The organism is Marivirga salinae, assembly GCF_030503855.1.
In the GTDB taxonomy this organism is placed as follows: domain Bacteria; phylum Bacteroidota; class Bacteroidia; order Cytophagales; family Cyclobacteriaceae; genus Marivirga; species Marivirga salinarum.
On record NZ_CP129971.1, the window covers coordinates 2,521,023 to 2,538,455 of the forward strand.

Annotated in this window: 12 protein-coding genes; 6 read left to right on the forward strand and 6 right to left on the reverse strand. The window is 32.1% G+C overall.

Annotated elements, in window-relative coordinates:
* Positions 1-101 precede the first annotated feature (101 nt).
* The 3 genes from ispG to QYS49_RS10580 all read left to right on the forward strand — a co-directional run bounded on the left by ispG (position 102) and on the right by QYS49_RS10580 (position 2,830).
* Complete coding sequence (gene ispG / locus QYS49_RS10570) at positions 102-2,057, forward strand: (E)-4-hydroxy-3-methylbut-2-enyl-diphosphate synthase (protein ID WP_308347202.1); 1,956 nt, start codon at positions 102-104, stop codon at positions 2,055-2,057.
* A 150-nt stretch (positions 2,058-2,207) separates the two neighbouring features.
* Positions 2,208-2,441 (forward strand): DUF6728 family protein, encoded by a 234-nt coding sequence (locus tag QYS49_RS10575; protein ID WP_308347203.1) that lies wholly within the window; start codon positions 2,208-2,210, stop codon positions 2,439-2,441.
* Between the two features lie 32 nt (positions 2,442-2,473).
* Positions 2,474-2,830, forward strand: a complete 357-nt coding sequence (locus QYS49_RS10580; RefSeq protein WP_308347204.1) for an MmcQ/YjbR family DNA-binding protein — start codon at positions 2,474-2,476, stop codon at positions 2,828-2,830.
* Here QYS49_RS10580 and QYS49_RS10585 read toward each other — a convergent pair.
* Positions 2,818-4,392 (reverse strand): OmpA family protein, encoded by a 1,575-nt coding sequence (locus tag QYS49_RS10585; RefSeq protein ID WP_308347205.1) that lies wholly within the window; start codon positions 4,390-4,392, stop codon positions 2,818-2,820. The genes QYS49_RS10580 and QYS49_RS10585 overlap by 13 nt on opposite strands.
* 511 nt (positions 4,393-4,903) lie before the next feature.
* On the opposite strand from QYS49_RS10585, the gene QYS49_RS10590 reads away from it, so the two are divergent.
* Together QYS49_RS10590 and QYS49_RS10595 are read left to right on the forward strand one after the other, a co-directional pair.
* Complete coding sequence (locus QYS49_RS10590; protein ID WP_308347206.1) at positions 4,904-5,530, forward strand: SGNH/GDSL hydrolase family protein; 627 nt, start codon at positions 4,904-4,906, stop codon at positions 5,528-5,530.
* Entirely contained in the window at positions 5,530-6,189 is a 660-nt protein-coding gene (locus QYS49_RS10595; RefSeq protein ID WP_308347207.1) for a hypothetical protein, read from the forward strand. The genes QYS49_RS10590 and QYS49_RS10595 overlap by 1 nt, the downstream gene beginning before the upstream one ends.
* Before the next feature lie 52 nt (positions 6,190-6,241).
* On the opposite strand, the gene QYS49_RS10600 is transcribed toward QYS49_RS10595, so the two are convergent.
* Complete coding sequence (locus QYS49_RS10600) at positions 6,242-6,991, reverse strand: methyltransferase family protein (RefSeq protein WP_308347208.1); 750 nt, start codon at positions 6,989-6,991, stop codon at positions 6,242-6,244.
* A gap of 173 nt (positions 6,992-7,164) precedes the next feature.
* On the opposite strand from QYS49_RS10600, the gene QYS49_RS10605 reads away from it, so the two are divergent.
* Positions 7,165-7,704, forward strand: a complete 540-nt coding sequence (locus QYS49_RS10605; protein WP_308347209.1) for a DsrE family protein — start codon at positions 7,165-7,167, stop codon at positions 7,702-7,704.
* A gap of 44 nt (positions 7,705-7,748) precedes the next feature.
* On the opposite strand, the gene QYS49_RS10610 is transcribed toward QYS49_RS10605, so the two are convergent.
* The 4 genes from QYS49_RS10610 to QYS49_RS10625 form a co-directional block, all read right to left on the reverse strand.
* Positions 7,749-10,034: a DUF5916 domain-containing protein gene (locus QYS49_RS10610; protein WP_308347210.1), complete on the reverse strand. Its 2,286-nt coding sequence runs from the start codon at positions 10,032-10,034 to the stop codon at positions 7,749-7,751.
* A gap of 57 nt (positions 10,035-10,091) precedes the next feature.
* A complete protein-coding gene (locus QYS49_RS10615) occupies positions 10,092-11,108 on the reverse strand; it encodes a response regulator (protein ID WP_308347211.1) in 1,017 nt (338 codons plus the stop codon).
* Positions 11,109-11,202: 94 nt separating this feature from the next.
* Entirely contained in the window at positions 11,203-15,210 is a 4,008-nt protein-coding gene (locus tag QYS49_RS10620; protein ID WP_308347212.1) for a CheR family methyltransferase, read from the reverse strand.
* Complete coding sequence (locus QYS49_RS10625; RefSeq protein ID WP_308347213.1) at positions 15,203-17,398, reverse strand: PAS domain-containing sensor histidine kinase; 2,196 nt, start codon at positions 17,396-17,398, stop codon at positions 15,203-15,205. Before QYS49_RS10625 ends, QYS49_RS10620 begins: the two co-directional genes overlap by 8 nt.
* Positions 17,399-17,433: the final 35 nt, after the last annotated feature.

Below are 17,433 nucleotides of genomic sequence, written 5' to 3' on the forward strand. Positions count from 1 at the left end.
TCTAGTTGTTTGCCTTCTCATAACAATTTAAACAATTAACAATAGTTGTTATACTAACAATTTGTTTACTTTGTAGTTAAATTGGTGGAAGGAATTAAAATATGGAAATCTCAACTAAAAATTTTCAACAATATTGTAATAGTTTAGTCGCTTATAAGCGCAGAAAAACAATTCCAGTTAAGATTGGTGATGTAACAATTGGAGGGGATAATCCGATTGTATTGCAATCGATGACCACTATTGACACAATGGATACTGAAGGTTCCATAGAGCAGTCCATCAGAATGATTGAGGCAGGATGTCAGCTGGTAAGAATTACTGCTCCTTCCATTAAAGAGGCAGAAAACCTTAGAGCCATTAAAGAAGGTTTAAAGAAAAGAGGTTACAATACTCCTTTGGTTGCCGATATCCATTTCACACCAAATGCAGCAGAATTAGCTGCAAAAATAGTTGAAAAAGTAAGAGTCAATCCTGGCAATTATGCTGATAAAAAGAAATTTGAAAACATAGAGTATACAGACGATAGTTATAAGGCAGAACTGGATCGGATTAAAAAACGATTTAAGCCATTAGTTAAAATCTGTAAAGAGCATGGTACTGCAATAAGAATTGGTACAAATCACGGTTCACTTTCAGATCGAATTATGAGCCGCTATGGAGATACACCATTTGGAATGGTGGAATCTGCATTAGAATTTATCAGAATCTGTGAGGAAATGGAATTCTATGATATAGTAGTTTCTATGAAATCCAGCAATCCACAGGTGATGGTGCAGGCGTATAGATTATTGGTGCAAAAGCTTGATGAGGAAGGCTTAAAACCTTATCCATTGCACTTAGGTGTAACTGAAGCTGGTGAAGCTGAAGATGGAAGAATCAAAAGCTCTGTGGGTATTGGGACTTTGCTTGAAGACGGTTTAGGGGATACTATTAGGGTTTCCTTAACAGAAGAACCTGAAGAAGAAATTCCAGTTGCCAAGGTATTAGCAGATCGTTACAATGACAGAGCAAAACATGATGAAATTCCATTTATAGATAATTGTCTGTTCAATCCTTATGAATATGAAAAAAGAAATAGCAGGCAAGTTGCAAATATAGGCGGTAAAGAAGTGCCTATTGTAATGGCTGATTTTTCTTTAAAACAGAATATTACACCCGCTTCATTTTTCGGAGTAGGTTATAATTACTCAGTTCCTTTAGATAAATGGTCAATCTCAGACTTTGCATGCGATTATATTTTTACTAATGATAAGACAGTTGATTTTGAAATTCCAGGCACATTAGGGATTGTATATTCCCATAAAACTTGGCTTCAGGAAAAACATAAAGAACGAAGATTCCCTTTTATCAATCCAAAAGACTATTTATCTGGTGTTGAAACTCACTCTAAATTAAACTTCATTTACGCTATTTTATCAGATTTATCGGCTGAGTTTATAGCGAAATTAAAAAATGACCCAACCGCTGTTTTATTAATTGATACTTATAATAAACATGGAATGGCTGAGCAACGAAGGTTGTTTATGGAGTTGATGCAGAAAGCGTGTGATGTACCAGTTGTAATTGGTAAGGCTTACCAAGATTTATCATTGGAAAAACTTCAATTATATTCTGCTACAGATATGGGCGGTTTGCTGATTGATGGTTTTGGCGATGGGGTATTTATTGCAGCTGAAAACTGTGGAGGTGATAAAGCTATCAATGAAACGGCTTTTAATATTTTACAAGCTAGCAGAACCAGAATTTCCAAAACAGAATATATTTCTTGCCCTTCATGTGGTAGAACATTGTTCGATTTGCAGGAAACCACTGCTATGATCAGAAATAGAACTAATCATTTGAAGGGTGTTAAGATAGGAATTATGGGCTGTATTGTAAATGGTCCAGGTGAGATGGCTGATGCAGATTACGGTTATGTAGGCTCAGGAAAAGGAAAAATTACCTTATATAAAGGACAAGAAGTCATGAAAAGGGGAGTGCCTTCTGAAAAAGCAGTGGATGAATTAATAGAAATAATCAGACAAGATGGTAAATGGTTAGAACCAGAAACGGTTTAAGTTGGTTGGTAAATAGAGTCTATTAGACAATTACATGAGAACTAATTGTATCTATTTAAATAACCAGTCCCGATAAATATCGGGCTGGAAATGACCAATGTTTGTGGAATTTATTTTTAGAACCCATTTAAGTAATTATAAAATTAATTTATGAAAGAGCAGCGAGATTTAGAGGATTTGAATAAGGATACATCTTCAGATTGGAAAAATTATTTTCAATTAGGTGCTGTACTTGGTTATTTCAAAAGATTATTTGGAAAAAAAGATCCAAATGCACCAAGTAATTTCAATTTAAAGATGATGCATGGCATCAATAAGATATCTATTGTCATGTTCCTTATTGCAATAATTGTAATGGTTACAAGAGCAATTATGCGATCTTAATAATTCATAAGTGTGATTTAAATCCTCTTACAATGAATATTGAAGAGTTTCGAAATTTCTGCATTCAAAAATATGGAGTTACCGAAGAGTTACCCTTTGATGAAAATACATTGGTTTTCAAAGTAATGGGTAAAATGTTCGCTTTGATAGATGTAGATTTATTTAAAAGTGTGAATTTGAAATGTGATCCTGAAGAGGCTATTAAATTGCGTGAAAAGTATGAAGCTGTAAAAGCAGGGTATCACATGAATAAAAAGCATTGGAATACTATTGAGTTTGATGGTTCCTTATCAGATAAGGAAATTTTCCATTGGGTAAACCACAGTTATGATTTAGTAGTTTCTAAGTTACCAAAAAAGCTTAGAGAGGAAGTAGATCAAAATAAGTAGAATTCTACTCTTCTGTTAAGTTCTCTACCTTCAAATTCATCATCATTTGTGGCGATAGGTCGTTCTTTCCCTTCGCAACTAATTTCTATTCTGTATTGATTAATACCTTTAGCAATTAGAGCATCTTTTACATTATTTGCTCGATTACAAGACAAATCAATATTAACGTCTTCTCCTCCAATTGCATCGGTATGTCCTTCTATTAATATTTTTACTTGGGGATTATTTTCAAGATCTTCACTTATTTTGTCCAAAAGACTATTAAATTTTCCTTGCAATTTGTCTGAATCAAATTTGAAATAAATATTTCGATTAATTTTTTGGCCTTTTGCACCAGCATCTATTAATCCAATTGATTCATCCTTTCCACCGATTCCGAGTTTCTCTCCAAGTTGTGATAAAAATCCTTGATTATTTCTTTCTTTCTCTTTTACGTAATCCATTTCTTGATCAATCGACACAGCATCTGGATTTGATTGATTCATAGCAATAGTAGACTCATTGGTGTTTAGTTCTTCAGTATTAGGCTCTGCTTTAGTATTATTAACAGTACCTTTTTCTTTCACCTCCAAATTATTTTCAGCAATAGTTTCTTCAGCTTGAGGTTCTTGGATTATTTCTTCCTCTTTTTCTTGCGCCTGCTCCTTTTGCTTATTTCGATCTCTAGCTTTGATTATTTTATCTTTTATTTCTTCTGAAAGAGTTGCTCTCCAAATATTTCTATTTTCTGCACCAGATGGATAAGAATCATAATATAGGTAATCAAAGCTTGGATCAATCGACACAAAGGTTTCTTCATATTTTGTATTGATGACATTGCCTAAATTTTCAGGTTCTGTCCATTCATCCCATCCATCACCAGTTCGGTGACTCATAAATAAATCTGCAGATCCTTCTCCTTTGTGTCCATAACTTGCAAAAAATAATGTATTACCATCATTTGTTAAAAAGGGTGCAAAATCTGCCTCTTCACTATTAATTTTTCCCCCCATATGCATGGGAGTACTAAATGCTTTAGCATTCTCCTGATAAACACTGTAATATAAATCCTGATTTCCCTCAGAGTCTTTTCTTTCAACCGCCATTAAAATCACCTTATGTTTGAAATTATAATCATAATCAACGTATGTGTTGTTATTGTAAAACCCATCAATGGGTAATTCTTTTGGGTCGGTACTTCCTTTAGTGAAAAGTGCTAATTCAGAACTAATGCCTCTATATTTAGCATTCACAAAAATGAGAGAGTCATCATTTTTACTAGCTCTTACTAAGTCATTTGCTTTTTTATCATTAAAATCTTTACCTAAATTTTTAGGCTTAGTCCAGATGCCTCTAGGATCATATTCACTTACCCAAACGTCTTGAAAGTCTTTATCTCCTCGAATGTTTTCTGGATGGAATCTACGGTTGAGATATAATTTTTTACCATCATCAGAAATAATGGGGCGTACATCCTGGAATCTGCTGTTTACATCACCGGGCATCCCTTCTGTTGTTATTTTATCTTGTGCCTGTGCAGTAAGCGTAAATAAAATTAATAAAAGCGGTAGAAAATTTCTCAATTATGACTTTATTTTGAAGGTTTGAATGAATAGGCTATTATTTGAAAACCAAATATTAAAAAAAACGAAAAATTTTGAAAAGAAACAAACTTTTTCGATTAAGGGCCCATTATTGTATATGAATTTTTATAACATGATGTATTCAAGTGTTTATTGCTTTTCAATTGCTTCAATTTGTCCCATATTCATCGGGATACTTCAAGGAATCAATTTGGGAGAATTCGATAAATTTTCTTTCTACCATAGGAATACAGTTAAGCTAGGTTGGTCGGTTGAAGATTCTAAAATTGATACTCATTTCATATGAGGTTTTTAATTTTTTGTTTAATTCTAATGATGTAAAGACTAGTGTAATAGAGAACTCTAAAGGAATTTTAGCGAAACAATATGAATAGATAATTCATATTTTAATTAATATATTTTAAATTGCATTTTATTGATAAAATATATTATGAAAATCTTCAAATCCATCTTAATTTTACTTTTTATATCTTTGATAAATCAAGAAATAATGGCTCAAGATAAATTATTATATTTGGCACTGGGAGATTCCTACACTATTGGGGAAGCAGTAGATGCTGATAAAACATGGCCTAAATTATTAAGTGATAATCTTAATCAAAGAGGTGTTAAAATACAATTAGATAAAATAATTGCAAAAACTGGCTGGACTACAGATGAATTATTGGTAGCTATAGAGGATGAAGAATCACTTAAAAACACTAAATTTGATATTGTTAGTCTTTTAATTGGAGTCAATAATCAATATAGAGGATACGGAATAAAACAATATGAGAAAGAATTTGAACTACTACTAAAGAAGGCTATTAATTTAGCTGGAAATAAGGTTAGCAAGGTTTTTGTTGTTAGTATTCCAGATTACGGAGTTACGCCATTTGCTTTGGAAAACAATAAGAATTCTGATTTAATAGCACAGGAATTATATAAATATAATAGTATAGCTAAGAACATCTCAGATGAATATGGTGTTAGGTTTTTTGATATTACGCCTATCTCTTTAAAAGCGATATGGAAAAAGGATTTTGTAGCTGAAGATAAATTACACCCATCTGCAAAAATGTACGCTGATTGGGTAGAATACATCGAACCGGGTGTATTCCAATTACTAAAAGATTAATGAAAAAGCACATTCATTTATATTTGATCATTATGCTTGTTTTTGCAGCTTGTAAAGACAAAATGGTATGTGCTGCATTTCAGAGTAGCTACATATTAGATGAAGAACAGCAGAAGAAAAGGTTTTCCCTCTTTGAAGGTGATTCATTGGTTTTGACTGCCTCAGCCTCTACTAGCAATTATAAAACTAATATTTACGGGATCTCAGAGAGAAAATATGGCTATTGGAAAGAGCAAGGGTTGTTAAAAGTAGATCAAAAAGAAGTATATAGTGAAGAGGTAGATTCATTATTGGATGTGCGGAAAAATGGAATTCCTGAGATGGCAGAAGGAGGGGAAGTACAAGAAAAATCACCTTTTACTCCTGAATTAGATTCAGCTCAATTAGCTCAAGGTGAGGATGCTTGGGATAATACCAAGAGATTTAATTATAATGTAGATTTCGTAAACTATATGTTGCTTGTCGGCAATGATGTTTTAAAACAACAAGCTGCAGATCGAGATTCAGCTGCAGCTAAAGCTGAAAGAAATGCGTTAAAGCAGGAAAGTGACTCTACAGCTACCGAAAAAAAGGGTTTTATGAAAAGGATATTTGGAGGCAAAGATAAATCAAAAGAGGCCGAAGAACCTAATCCTGAAGAATCCAATAGTGAAGAATAAAAAAAGCCATTTCAACTTGAAATGGCTTTTGTAATACATCTTAATCTAAATTTTATCTTCCTTCTTCTTGCATTAAAGAAGTGTTTTTCAAAGCTTTTAGAATCAAATAAAGTACTACTGATATCACTGCCGCAATAATTAAATAGATATTAAATTCTTGAGTTCCTTTCAATAGTTCTGCAATTACATCAAAAGCACAAAAAATAATAAAAATTGCTGCAAACCCATTCTTTTCTTTCTTCAGAACTTTCTTCCAGCTAAAAGATAAATTAGGTTTTACAAAGTTCTTAAATGAAGGGATAAATGCAGGAGTTCTTTCAGCCCAAGAAGTATATACTTCTTTAAATTTTCTTCTTAAAAATTGCTCTTCAGCAAACATGATTCTCTCATAATAAACCCAATAAAACAAAATAAAGGCTACAATGAACCAGATATTTTCAGTCACTAAAGCTGGACCTAACCACATAAAGAAATTACCTACATATAGTGGATGTCTAACTGTTGAATAGATTCCTGTTGTATTAAGGGTATCTGCTATTTGTTCTCCGGTATTTCTACCTGAGGTATTTTTGGGTGTGTGTCCTACTGTGTAGGCTCTGATATATTGTCCAAACAAACTGACCACTATACAAAATATCAGAAAGTAATTTTTAATTGCAGGATCTTGAATCAAGAATAATTCAGGATTTAATGCTGCATAAACATAGATCCCCAAACCAATAAATAAAATTAAAACGGGTAGTGTCCCTCTGTATTTAAAAAGCCAAACGCCTTGTTGTTCAAATTCTTCCTGTAATGCCATTAATTATAAAGTTCAATTTAAAAAGTTGCAAATTAACTATTATCTAAGCAATTAATTAAGCTAAATCTGATAAAATATACATCAATGATGAATAATCTTATTTTAAAATGATTACTGAATGATTAATTCAAAATAAGATGTAATTTGAATTCAAATTCTTAATATATTTCAAAATGAAAAAAATTTATTCACTTTTAATTATGACAGCATTTATTTGCTCTTCGGTATTAGCTCAAGAAGCAGAATTCCCAATTGTAAAGGGCTATGGTGGGATCTATGAAATTGAGAATGTTGTTGAGCAATTAGAGGATGGCAAGCAAGTGAAAATTATTGTGGAGCTAGTATCTGGTAATGAAACACCTGAAGAATATTCATTTTGGGTGAATAATATTGCCAGATTAATGAATTTACATGGCATAGAAGGAGTTTCTCCTGCTAATTTAGATGTAAAAGTGATAGTACATGGGCCTGCTGTTTTTGATTTACTTTCTCACGGCAATTATTTTGAAAAATATAGAATTCCTAAAAATCCAAACATAGCAGTTTTGGATGCTTTAGATGAAGCTGGCGCAGATATCATAATTTGTGGTCAATCATTAATCATGAGGGATTTGGGTAGAAATGAGATCTGGGAAAAAACCCATGTAGCTACTTCTGCATTAACCACTATAACCAAGAATGTGGCTGATGGATATGTGTTGATCAAGTTTTGAGGTGGAGCGGAGTAGAAGCGTGTAGGTGTTGAAGTGACATAAGTTTACAGATTCAACCAATAAGTAAGTTTTAATACCAAGGCTCTGTTTTTAGTGTTTTCACCTGGAATAAAATCTATAGGTCCATTAGGGGCGAAATTTTCAGTATACACTAAGAATATATCAGAAGCTGGAGCAAATCTCCATTGAAAACGCATATTGTAATTTACGTTATCAAACCGATTATTATATTGAGCGAAACCAGTAAAAAAGATTGCATCGGTCATCGTTAAATCTAGTCTTGGACCAATCAAATAGAAATTAGCACCTCCGAAACCCTCTGCTAGCTTAATTGAATTGTAATCGTAGCGCACTGAAAAGGAACCATAAGGTTGAAAACGATAGCCAATATTGCCATTAAGATTAAATCGGCTCCCATTATAAAAACCGCCATAACTAGTACTGAAATCGTAATTGAATATTGAACGTCTATCCGAGGTGTAATTTGCCTGAACTACATTCCATTCGTATTCAGTGCCTTGAAGTAATAAACTGTCGCTGAATGGTGCAATCGGGCTAAAATCAAAAAACATATATTCATAATTTCTACTTATATTAATTGAAGCAGAGGAGGTATTAGTAAAATTGAAATTATGAGAAAGACTGAATGATTGATCAGTTATTCTACTAAAATCTGAATTCGTGGTGTAGGAAACATCAAAACTCACACTATGATTAATAATTTTATCATTTTCAGGATAAAAAGTATAGCTAGGACTGAAAGATCCTTGATTGTAACCCACTCTGGGGACAAATCCCATTTCAGCATTAAAACCATCGCCTATGGCTGTATGTACCCATCTAACAGAATAATTTCTTCTTTGATAGCGAATAAAGGCACCATGATTATAGGTCCCTTCTTGATTCCAATTATCAAATGAGTGTTGGTAGTAGAAATCTCCAGCCCACCGAGTATCCTCTGTGAATAAATTGAATTCTGCACCTAATACTCTGTTGTACAATTTATAGGTGGTAGTGGTGTCATTTCCTTGAATTTCTCTTCGGGCAACCTGTGGATTATATTCGCTGATATCTTTCCCTTTCTCAATTCCTAAATTTTCTTTGTTAGCAAATACAAAAGCTACATTGGACCGTTTCAAAACATTTTGCTGAAGTGCTATTACACTGTAGTTTTGGTAGGGGAGTTGTAGATCATCCCTTTTATCAGTTATCATATTTAATACCCCTATTCTAAGCTTTTCATTCAATTTCCCACTTATTCTGGCTCCTCCTAAAATTGGAACTTGTTCTGATCTACCTAAAGTGTCGGTAGTAATTCCTATTCTTCTTGAGAAAAATGCTCTTGATTGTGGAAATCCAAATTTGCTGAAAAGATCAGCATTTTCGAGAAAAAATTGTCTCCTTTCAGGAAACTGAACTTCAAAACGACTGAGGTTAATCACCTGTCGATCTACTTCCACTTGCGAGAAATCAGGATTAAAGGTTAAATCCAGATTTAGGGAAGGAGAGAGCCCAATTTTTGCATCGAAACCCGCATTTGCCCCTAAGCCTTCATCCAATTCTGGTTCTGTGAAATTTCTACTATAATCTCCTAATGCGTAAGGAATGAATGAAATATTAGTACCTGCCGGTGGAGGATTCTCTGGCCATTTCACTTGCCCTGAAAATGTTAAGGCATTGGCATTGTATTGTTGAGGAACCGCTATCCAACTACTTTGCTCATTTCTTTTCAAATGATTTCGTGTAAACTGAATATTCCATACCTTATTTTCATGGCTATAACGAATCGATTTAAATGGAATGGCTATTTCAGCAATCCATCGGTCTTCATATGTTTTAACATTAGAAAACCATTTATTATCCCAGTCGGCATTCGTGTTCGAGCCTTCATCAATAGTAGCTTCACGTTGCACTCCAAAAGGGGTGATGCCAAAAGAAAAACCGTTGGTGAAATCATTATAAGGATCAATGAAAATAGTGAAATTTTCATTTAATGGTCCATCCCAATCTCTTCTTAATGATTGTACGACATAACCATCTTGTCCGTCATAGCAGATAATACCAAAATAGATATTCTCACTATCATAAGTCATTCGCACTTCTGATTCCATGGAAGCAGGACGATCATCATTTGGAATGTTCATGTAGAAGTCAGTAGCTATTTCAGAATTTTTCCAAATGGTTTCATTCAGTTCACCATCCAAAATAATATTTTCCTGCGTTTTCTGTAGAGAATAATGAGTTTGCTGAGCCTTATTCTGGGCAAAGGAAAGTTGAAAAAATACTATATAAAAAAATGTAAATCCTAGAAATTTTAGAGCTACGTTCATTGTCTGCAATACTACTAAAAGAAAAGATGTATTCTTAGGAAAATTATATAAGTGGATTTATTTATCTCTATTGCTAGTCCTGTTTACTATACTCCTAATTACATCATCAATTTCATACGAGGAAGTCAAAGCATTTTTAAGTAAGAATGAACACTCTTCATCTAGTTCATTAATGTGTTCCAAATATTTTTCTTCTAATCTGTGTATAATACCCATCATTCTAGTCAAAGGTTCACGAACTAAATGAGATTGTTCCCATGCTATTTCTTTTAACTGCTGGTTTTGAGCTTCAATTTGACTGATATAGGATTCTGTTTCTGTTAAATCAATAGCCATTAATAAGATGGCTTTAAATCCTTGGTAGTCAATTCTATTGCCATAAAGTTTAACTTGTATTTTTTTACCATTTTTAAGTTTATGTTGATGAAGGTTTTCATTTTTTATTATTTCATCTTCTGTAAGGTGATTCCTTAATTTTTCTTCATCATAATCTTCATCGATGTCCTGAATTTTCATTTTCAGAAACTCATTTTTGCTGTAACCATATTGATTTAGTGCAGAATTATTAATTTCAAGGAAATCACCTGTTTCTCTATTTATAACCCAAATAGGTTGTGGGTTTAATTGAAACAGCTGTTGGTATCTTTTTACAGATGTTTCAAGTTGCTTATCTATATGTTTTCGCTCAAAAGCATGGATAATACTTTTCCTTAATCTTTTACTTGTAAGGTCATCTTTTAGCAAGTAATCCGCGTAACCTAGTGTTAATGATTCAATTGCTATTTTGATATCATCTTGGCCTGTTAGAATTATTATAGGGGTATTAGGGGCTAAAACAATAATTTCTTTCAATAGACTATGATGGTCAATATCTGGTAAGCTTAAATCTAATAATATAATTTTATAGGGCGTTACGTTCTTATAAATGGAAGTTTTAGCTTCCTTAAAATTACAAGCGGTTTCCAATTTTAATCTAGGAAATTCTTCTTGAAGAAAGTCTGAAACCAATACTTGATCTCCAGGATTATCCTCTATTAATAATATATTTAGTCCTTTATTTTCGGGTATTGGCATAAAGTCTTTTTTTTAATAAAAGTATGGAGTAATTAAATACTCTATCAAACATGAAAAAATCATGTGTCATATATTTTTCCTTATCAAAAGGCATTTATAATTGTTTACTGATTGTAAAATGAAAAGTAGAGCCTAAACCTTCTTGACTTTCTATGGTGATTTCTCCTAAATGTGTTTCTACTATTTTTTTGCAGACTGCCAAGCCTATTCCGTGACTTTGCGAGTCTTTATTATGAATTTTTTGGAAGACTTTAAATACTCTTTCAAAATCTCTTTCTGAAATACCAATTCCATTATCTGCAACTGAAAATACATAGGAAAATTCATTTTCATCTGCAGTGATAATAACTTTAGGTTTTGCTTCAGAACGATATTTAATCGCATTTTGAACAAGGTTTTGAATTAATCTCCCATATAGAATAGGATAAGCTTGAAACTTCTCAATATGGTCTTTCAATATAATTTCTACATTATGCTCTTCAATTAAAGAATTTAATGAAAATTTCAACTCTTCAATAGCATCTTCAACTTTAATTGTTTTTAGCTCTTCATTAAGGACACCTGATCTTGAAAACTCTAATAATGAATTGATCAGCTGATTCATTTTATCTCCAGCAGAAACAGCCATATCCATATATTTAACAAGCTTTTTATCCAATTCGCCTTCAGATTTTTTCAATATCAATTCTAAAATGCTTTTGATATTTCGAGCAGGCTCTTTTAAATCATGTGAAGTGATGTAGGCGAATTCTTCCAATGATTTATTCAACTCTGATAACTTACTGTTTCTTGATTTAAGAAGTTGATTTAAAGACTCAATCTGTTCTTCATAATCTTTTTTTGCACTGATTTCAGTTTGAATTGAGAAAAAACCAATAATTTCATCATTTCTGTCAAACATGGGCTCACATATAATACTGGTCCAATATTTATGACCAGATTTACTGTAATTAACAATCTCAACTTCAAATCCTTCATTATTAGCAATAGCTTCCCCCATGACCTTGATAGTTTTAGGACTTGTTTCTTCTCCTTGTAGGAAATCCCCTGGTTTTTGGCCTATAGCATAGGACTCACTATATCCAGTTAATTTCAAGAAGGAATTATTTACATAATTGATTTTTCCTTCCAAATCTGTTATGATAACTGAGTTCCTTGTTTGTTGGGCAATTAAGGAAAGTTTATGAAGTTCGAATTCAAATTGAATTCTTTTCGTTATATCCGTTGTGTTGGCTATAATTTGCTCGATTTTACCTCTACCATTAAAGATTGCAGTTAGTCTTATCTCTAGCCAAATCCTTTCTTTTTCTTTGGTGAATGCTTCTAATTGAATTTTACCAATTGAACTTCCTGATTTTACTTTCTCAAATGATTTTGTCCATAGTTTTTTATGTTTTTTAGTAATTATAAATTCAAACGGGTGCTTATCAATCAACTCATTTGGTTCAACCCCTATAATTGTTTTGGCGGAGGGAGAAACATATTCAAATTTTCCTTCTAGATCATGAACGCTAATTATTTCAATAGAATTATTTGTGATAATTTTTAATAATTCTAGCTGAGTTTCATTTTTCAGGTTTATGTTTTTGAGTTCTTGTTTGGATGATTTTAAAGCACTTCTGGCTTTGGAATACTCAGTAATTTCAATGAATGCTATGACAATCCCCTTAGTTTCATCCTTATTTTTGCGAAAAGGGGAAATTCTCATCATAAATCTACGATCATTCTGATCCTCAACTGCAGTTTCAATTGCCTGCTTAGTTTTATGGACTTCATTTATTTTATCAACAATTTCAACAAATTGAATCTTGGATTTGAAATGACTGATATGTCTTCCAATGTCTAGTGGCATTATATTCATGATATCCTTGATAGCAGGAGTAAATCTTCTGATATTCAGTTCATCATCTAGGAATAATATTGGGATGTTTGTACTTCTGATAAGGTTGTTCAAATCATTATTAGTATCTAACAATTCTTCCACCTTTTCCTGAAATTCTGCATTTACGGAATGTAATTCCTCATTTACAGATTCTAATTCTTCATTAGAGGTTTGTAATTCCTCATTGGAAGATTGTAATTCTTCATTACTTGATTCTAATTCTTCTATTGTAGCTTGTAGGTTTTCTCTATTGAGTTTTAATTCATTTTCTAATAGTTGTATTCGTTCTTTAGATGCTAAATCTAAATCAACTTTAGCGGGTTTTATGTAGGTTTTTTGGTTTTCAGGGCTTAAGAAAAATGCTATATATAAAGAATCACCAGGTCTGTCTAATTTTTTGAAATGGATGTTTATAAGGTCTGAATTAAAAATATCAGCCATTTCATCCTGTATTTCAACATTTTTAAGGCTGACTTCTTCATTTTCTTGAATTAATTTATTGGCAGTTAATTCAAATACAAGGCTTATCTGTTCAGGAATCATCCTTAACACATTTAGACTGAATTCTCCTAATGGTAATTTCAACCATCTATTTGTTTTCCCTGTGGTGTGAATCAATTCAAATGATGAATTGAAAACAACAGCATCAGGAACATATTGCTGAATTAGAAATTCCTGAATGTTTTGTAGATGTCTTGTTTCAGTTTTAGGTGAGTTTTTAAATCGTATTTGACTTGTTGGTTTGGGAGATACAGAAGAACTTTTTAACAAACTATTATCTGTAAACAATTGGCTGTTTGAAAGAACTTCAGAATTTTTATTGTTGACATAAATTTTATGTTTTCTATTAAATTCGCTGAAATTATTATCTAATTCCCCTATGGTTTCACTCGATCCTAACAATAAAAAACCTCCAGGATTTAAAACAAATTGAAAGGCGGAAAATAGATTTCTTTGTATATCCTGATTAAGATAGATTAGTAAATTTCTACAACTAAGGAAATCAATTTTTCTGAATGGTGGATCTTGAATAAGGTTATGAACTGAAAAAGTAATCATATCCCTAATTTCTTTAGCAACTCTATATCCTCCTTTCGTAGGAATGAAATAGGCATTTAGTAAAAAGGGGTGAACCTCATTTGAAATACTTTCATGAAATATTTGATTTCCAGCCATTTTAATAGCATTAACATCTAAGTCAGTAGCAAATATTTTTACATCATATTGTAATCGATTTTTTTTAAGGTAATCTTTTAATAATATGGCGATGGAATAGGCTTCTTCTCCACTTGAACAAGCGGGTACCCAAATTCTAATGTTTCTACTTTCGGACGCTTGCTCAATTATTTGTGGAATTACTTCTTCATTAATAACATGGAAAGTTTCTTCATCTCTAAAGAATCTAGTGACGCCAACCAAAAGTTCCTTAGCTAATAGGGAACTTTCTTCTGAATTATCGCAAACATATTGATAATAATTTTTTAATTCTTTGTTGCCTTGCAAACCCATTCTTTTCACTGTTCTCCGATATATGGTGGAGAATTTATATCCTGTGAAGTCTATTTTGGTTTGTTTCTTTACTTCCTGTAATATTTGCTTTATTAAACGGCTATTTTCTTCGGTTTGGAAATCTATTTTTAGAAGCTTTTCATGACTTTTAAAAAACAAATCTAATTCAAACGGCATTTTTTCTACTACGCAAATTTTATCTACAGCACCTGTGTGAATAGCATTTTTGGGCATACCATCAAACTTTGCAGTATCAGGATCTTGTACTAATACTATCCCACCTTTTTCTTTTATAAATTTTATTCCATCTGCACCATCGCTGCCTGTTCCAGAAAGTATTATACCAGCTGATTCCTCTTTTTTATCCTCTGCTAAGGATTGCATAAAAGAAGTGATAGGGTATGTCAGCTTTCTTTCGCCTTTTTCTTTAAGAAATAACTTATTAGAAGATATCTCTACAAAATATTTTGGTGGGTTGAGGTAAATTGTATTGGCTTCTACCGATATGCCATTCTCAATGACTTTTATGGGCAAGCTAGTGTGGCGTGCCAATAACTCATCCATTAAGCTTTTATAATCAGGAGCCAGATGTTGGATGATGATGTAGGCAAAGCCAGAATCATTTGATACTTTCTTGAAAAATTGTTCAAGAGGCTCTAGTCCACCTGCCGATGCACCGATTCCTATTATGGGTGTTTTTTTTTTATTCATAATGGGTATTCTTTTGTAAAGTAAAGAAGAAACTGCTCCCCTTTCCTAATTGAGATTCAATCCAGATGTTACCTCTGTATCTTTCAACTATCTTCTTGCAAATAGCTAATCCTAATCCAGTACCTGCATATTCTGATTTGGAATGTAACCTCTGAAATATTTGAAATATTTTTTCATGAAATTTTTCATCTATTCCAATACCATTATCTTTTATTTCAAATTGAAATTCATTTTCGTTTTCTTTCCATTTCACTTCAATTTTCGGATTAACGTCTTTTTTTGAATACTTTATTGCGTTTCCAATTAAATTATGAAAGAGTTGTCTTATGGCGGTTTTGGAGTAAATTACCTCAGGGAGTTCTTCAATTTCTAAATCGATATTTTTTTCGTTCAAATTAGAATGGAGTAAACTTAAGACTTCTGCCATTTCTTCATTTAAATCTAATTTCTCAAGATCTTCTTGTTGGGTTCCTGCTCTAGAAAATTCTAATAAGTCAATTATAATTTGCCGCATTCTATGGACTCCATCTACCGCAAAATTGATGTAGGTTCGGGCTTTATCGTCCAATTGCTCATCATATTTCTTTTTCAATTGATTCATGAAACTTGACACCATTCTAAGTGGTTCTTGCAAATCATGTGAAGCAATATAAGCGAATTGTTCAAGTTCTTTATTGCTTATTTCGAGTTTTTTAGTGTATATTTTTAACTCTGAATTTAAATATTCTAACTTATCTTGATATTCTTTCTCCTGAGTGATGTCTCTAAAATAGACGGAAAGCCCATTTTTTGATGGATAGCTTTTAGCGTTAAACCAGGTTTTTAGAGGTTCATAGTAATAATTGAAAACCCTAGGTTCATTATTTTTAAGAGATGTTTTATATTCTTTTTCGGCTATACTATTCTTTGCATATTGAAAAATTTCCCATATGTTTTTTCCTAAAGCGTCTTCCTTTTTTATATTAAGTAATTTTTCAGCTTTTTGATTAAGGTAAGTAAAATTAAAATCATGATCTATTGCATAAAATGCATCGGATATACTTTCCAAGATTTCACTTTCCTTTTCATAAGATTCAGCTAGAGCTTGTGAAATGATTTTTCTTTTGGTGATATCTTTAAAATAAACAGAAAATCCATCTTGACTTGGATAGATGCTTTCATCAAACCATTGGTCAAAGTAATGGTAATAGAATTCAAATTGAGCAGGTTGCCCGTTTTCTTTTACTTTATCCAAATATTCTTCAAAAACTGTGTTTTCAAGCCGAGGAAATACATCAAAAATGTTTTTACCAATGAGTTCATTTCTAGATTTCCTTATAGCTTTCAGTGCACTTTTATTTACATAAGTAAAATTATAGTCATTGTCTAGAGCATAGAAAGAATCTGAAATACTTTCTAGTATATTCTTCTTTTCTTCCAATGCTCTTTCGATGATCTTTTTATTTAAAACCTTTTCGGTAATGTCAGTACTATGACAGACTAAACCAATAATGTTTTCATTATCATAAATAGGAGTGAGGTTGGCTTGAATCCATGCAGCTTTAACCACAGTTTTATCAGTGGGAGCGATTTCTATGTTAATTTTCTCCCCATTCAAACATTTATCATATAGCAATTTCCATTTTTCAAGATATTCTCTAGTAAACATAGGAATATCAAGCATGTTTTGCCCGATTTTCAAATCAAATTTTAGATCACTTAGAAATCGATCTCTCATAGCCTGATTACAGGCTAATAAATTGTAATCTTTATCAATACTCCAGATTAGATTTTGAGTACCATTTATTATGGATTGGGAAGATCTTAAAATTTTCTCTCTTGCACTTTCTTTTTTTTTAATTTCAGTAGTTTCTTTCGCTACACAATATATGATTTCTTTACCTTTATCATATTTTGATGACCATATCATGGGTACCAAATAGCCTTTTTTATGGACATAATGATTTTCGAAATAAGAGACTTCTTTTCCTTTTATTATTTTCTGATCAATGTTTTTTGTAGCTTCTAAATCTTGTGGTGCTACATAATCTAAGAATAATTTACCCTCTAGTTCCTCAGGTTTATAACCCCATATTTTTTCACTTGCTTGATTTACGGAAACAAAAAGTCCATTTTTATCAATAGTGCATAAGATATCCAAACTTAATTCCATGAATTCTTCTAAGGATATCGGAAGCTTATTTGGCATAAGTAAGAACTTAAATTGGAAAAGGTAAAAATTAG

Excerpts from the sequence above, each read along its gene's own strand:
- QYS49_RS10620 (WP_308347212.1), bottom strand. The coding sequence starts at position 15,210 with ATGAATAAAAAAAAAACACCCATAATAGGAATCGGTGCATCGGCAGGT.
- QYS49_RS10580 (WP_308347204.1), top strand. The coding sequence starts at position 2,474 with ATGAATATTGAAGAGTTTCGAAATTTCTGCATTCAAAAATATGGAGTT.
- QYS49_RS10610 (WP_308347210.1), bottom strand. The coding sequence starts at position 10,034 with ATGAACGTAGCTCTAAAATTTCTAGGATTTACATTTTTTTATATAGTA.
- QYS49_RS10605 (WP_308347209.1), top strand. The coding sequence starts at position 7,165 with ATGAAAAAAATTTATTCACTTTTAATTATGACAGCATTTATTTGCTCT.
- QYS49_RS10575 (WP_308347203.1), top strand. The coding sequence starts at position 2,208 with ATGAAAGAGCAGCGAGATTTAGAGGATTTGAATAAGGATACATCTTCA.
- QYS49_RS10595 (WP_308347207.1), top strand. The coding sequence starts at position 5,530 with ATGAAAAAGCACATTCATTTATATTTGATCATTATGCTTGTTTTTGCA.
- QYS49_RS10615 (WP_308347211.1), bottom strand. The coding sequence starts at position 11,108 with ATGCCAATACCCGAAAATAAAGGACTAAATATATTATTAATAGAGGAT.
- QYS49_RS10625 (WP_308347213.1), bottom strand. The coding sequence starts at position 17,398 with ATGCCAAATAAGCTTCCGATATCCTTAGAAGAATTCATGGAATTAAGT.
- ispG (WP_308347202.1), top strand. The coding sequence starts at position 102 with ATGGAAATCTCAACTAAAAATTTTCAACAATATTGTAATAGTTTAGTC.
- QYS49_RS10600 (WP_308347208.1), bottom strand. The coding sequence starts at position 6,991 with ATGGCATTACAGGAAGAATTTGAACAACAAGGCGTTTGGCTTTTTAAA.
- QYS49_RS10590 (WP_308347206.1), top strand. The coding sequence starts at position 4,904 with ATGGCTCAAGATAAATTATTATATTTGGCACTGGGAGATTCCTACACT.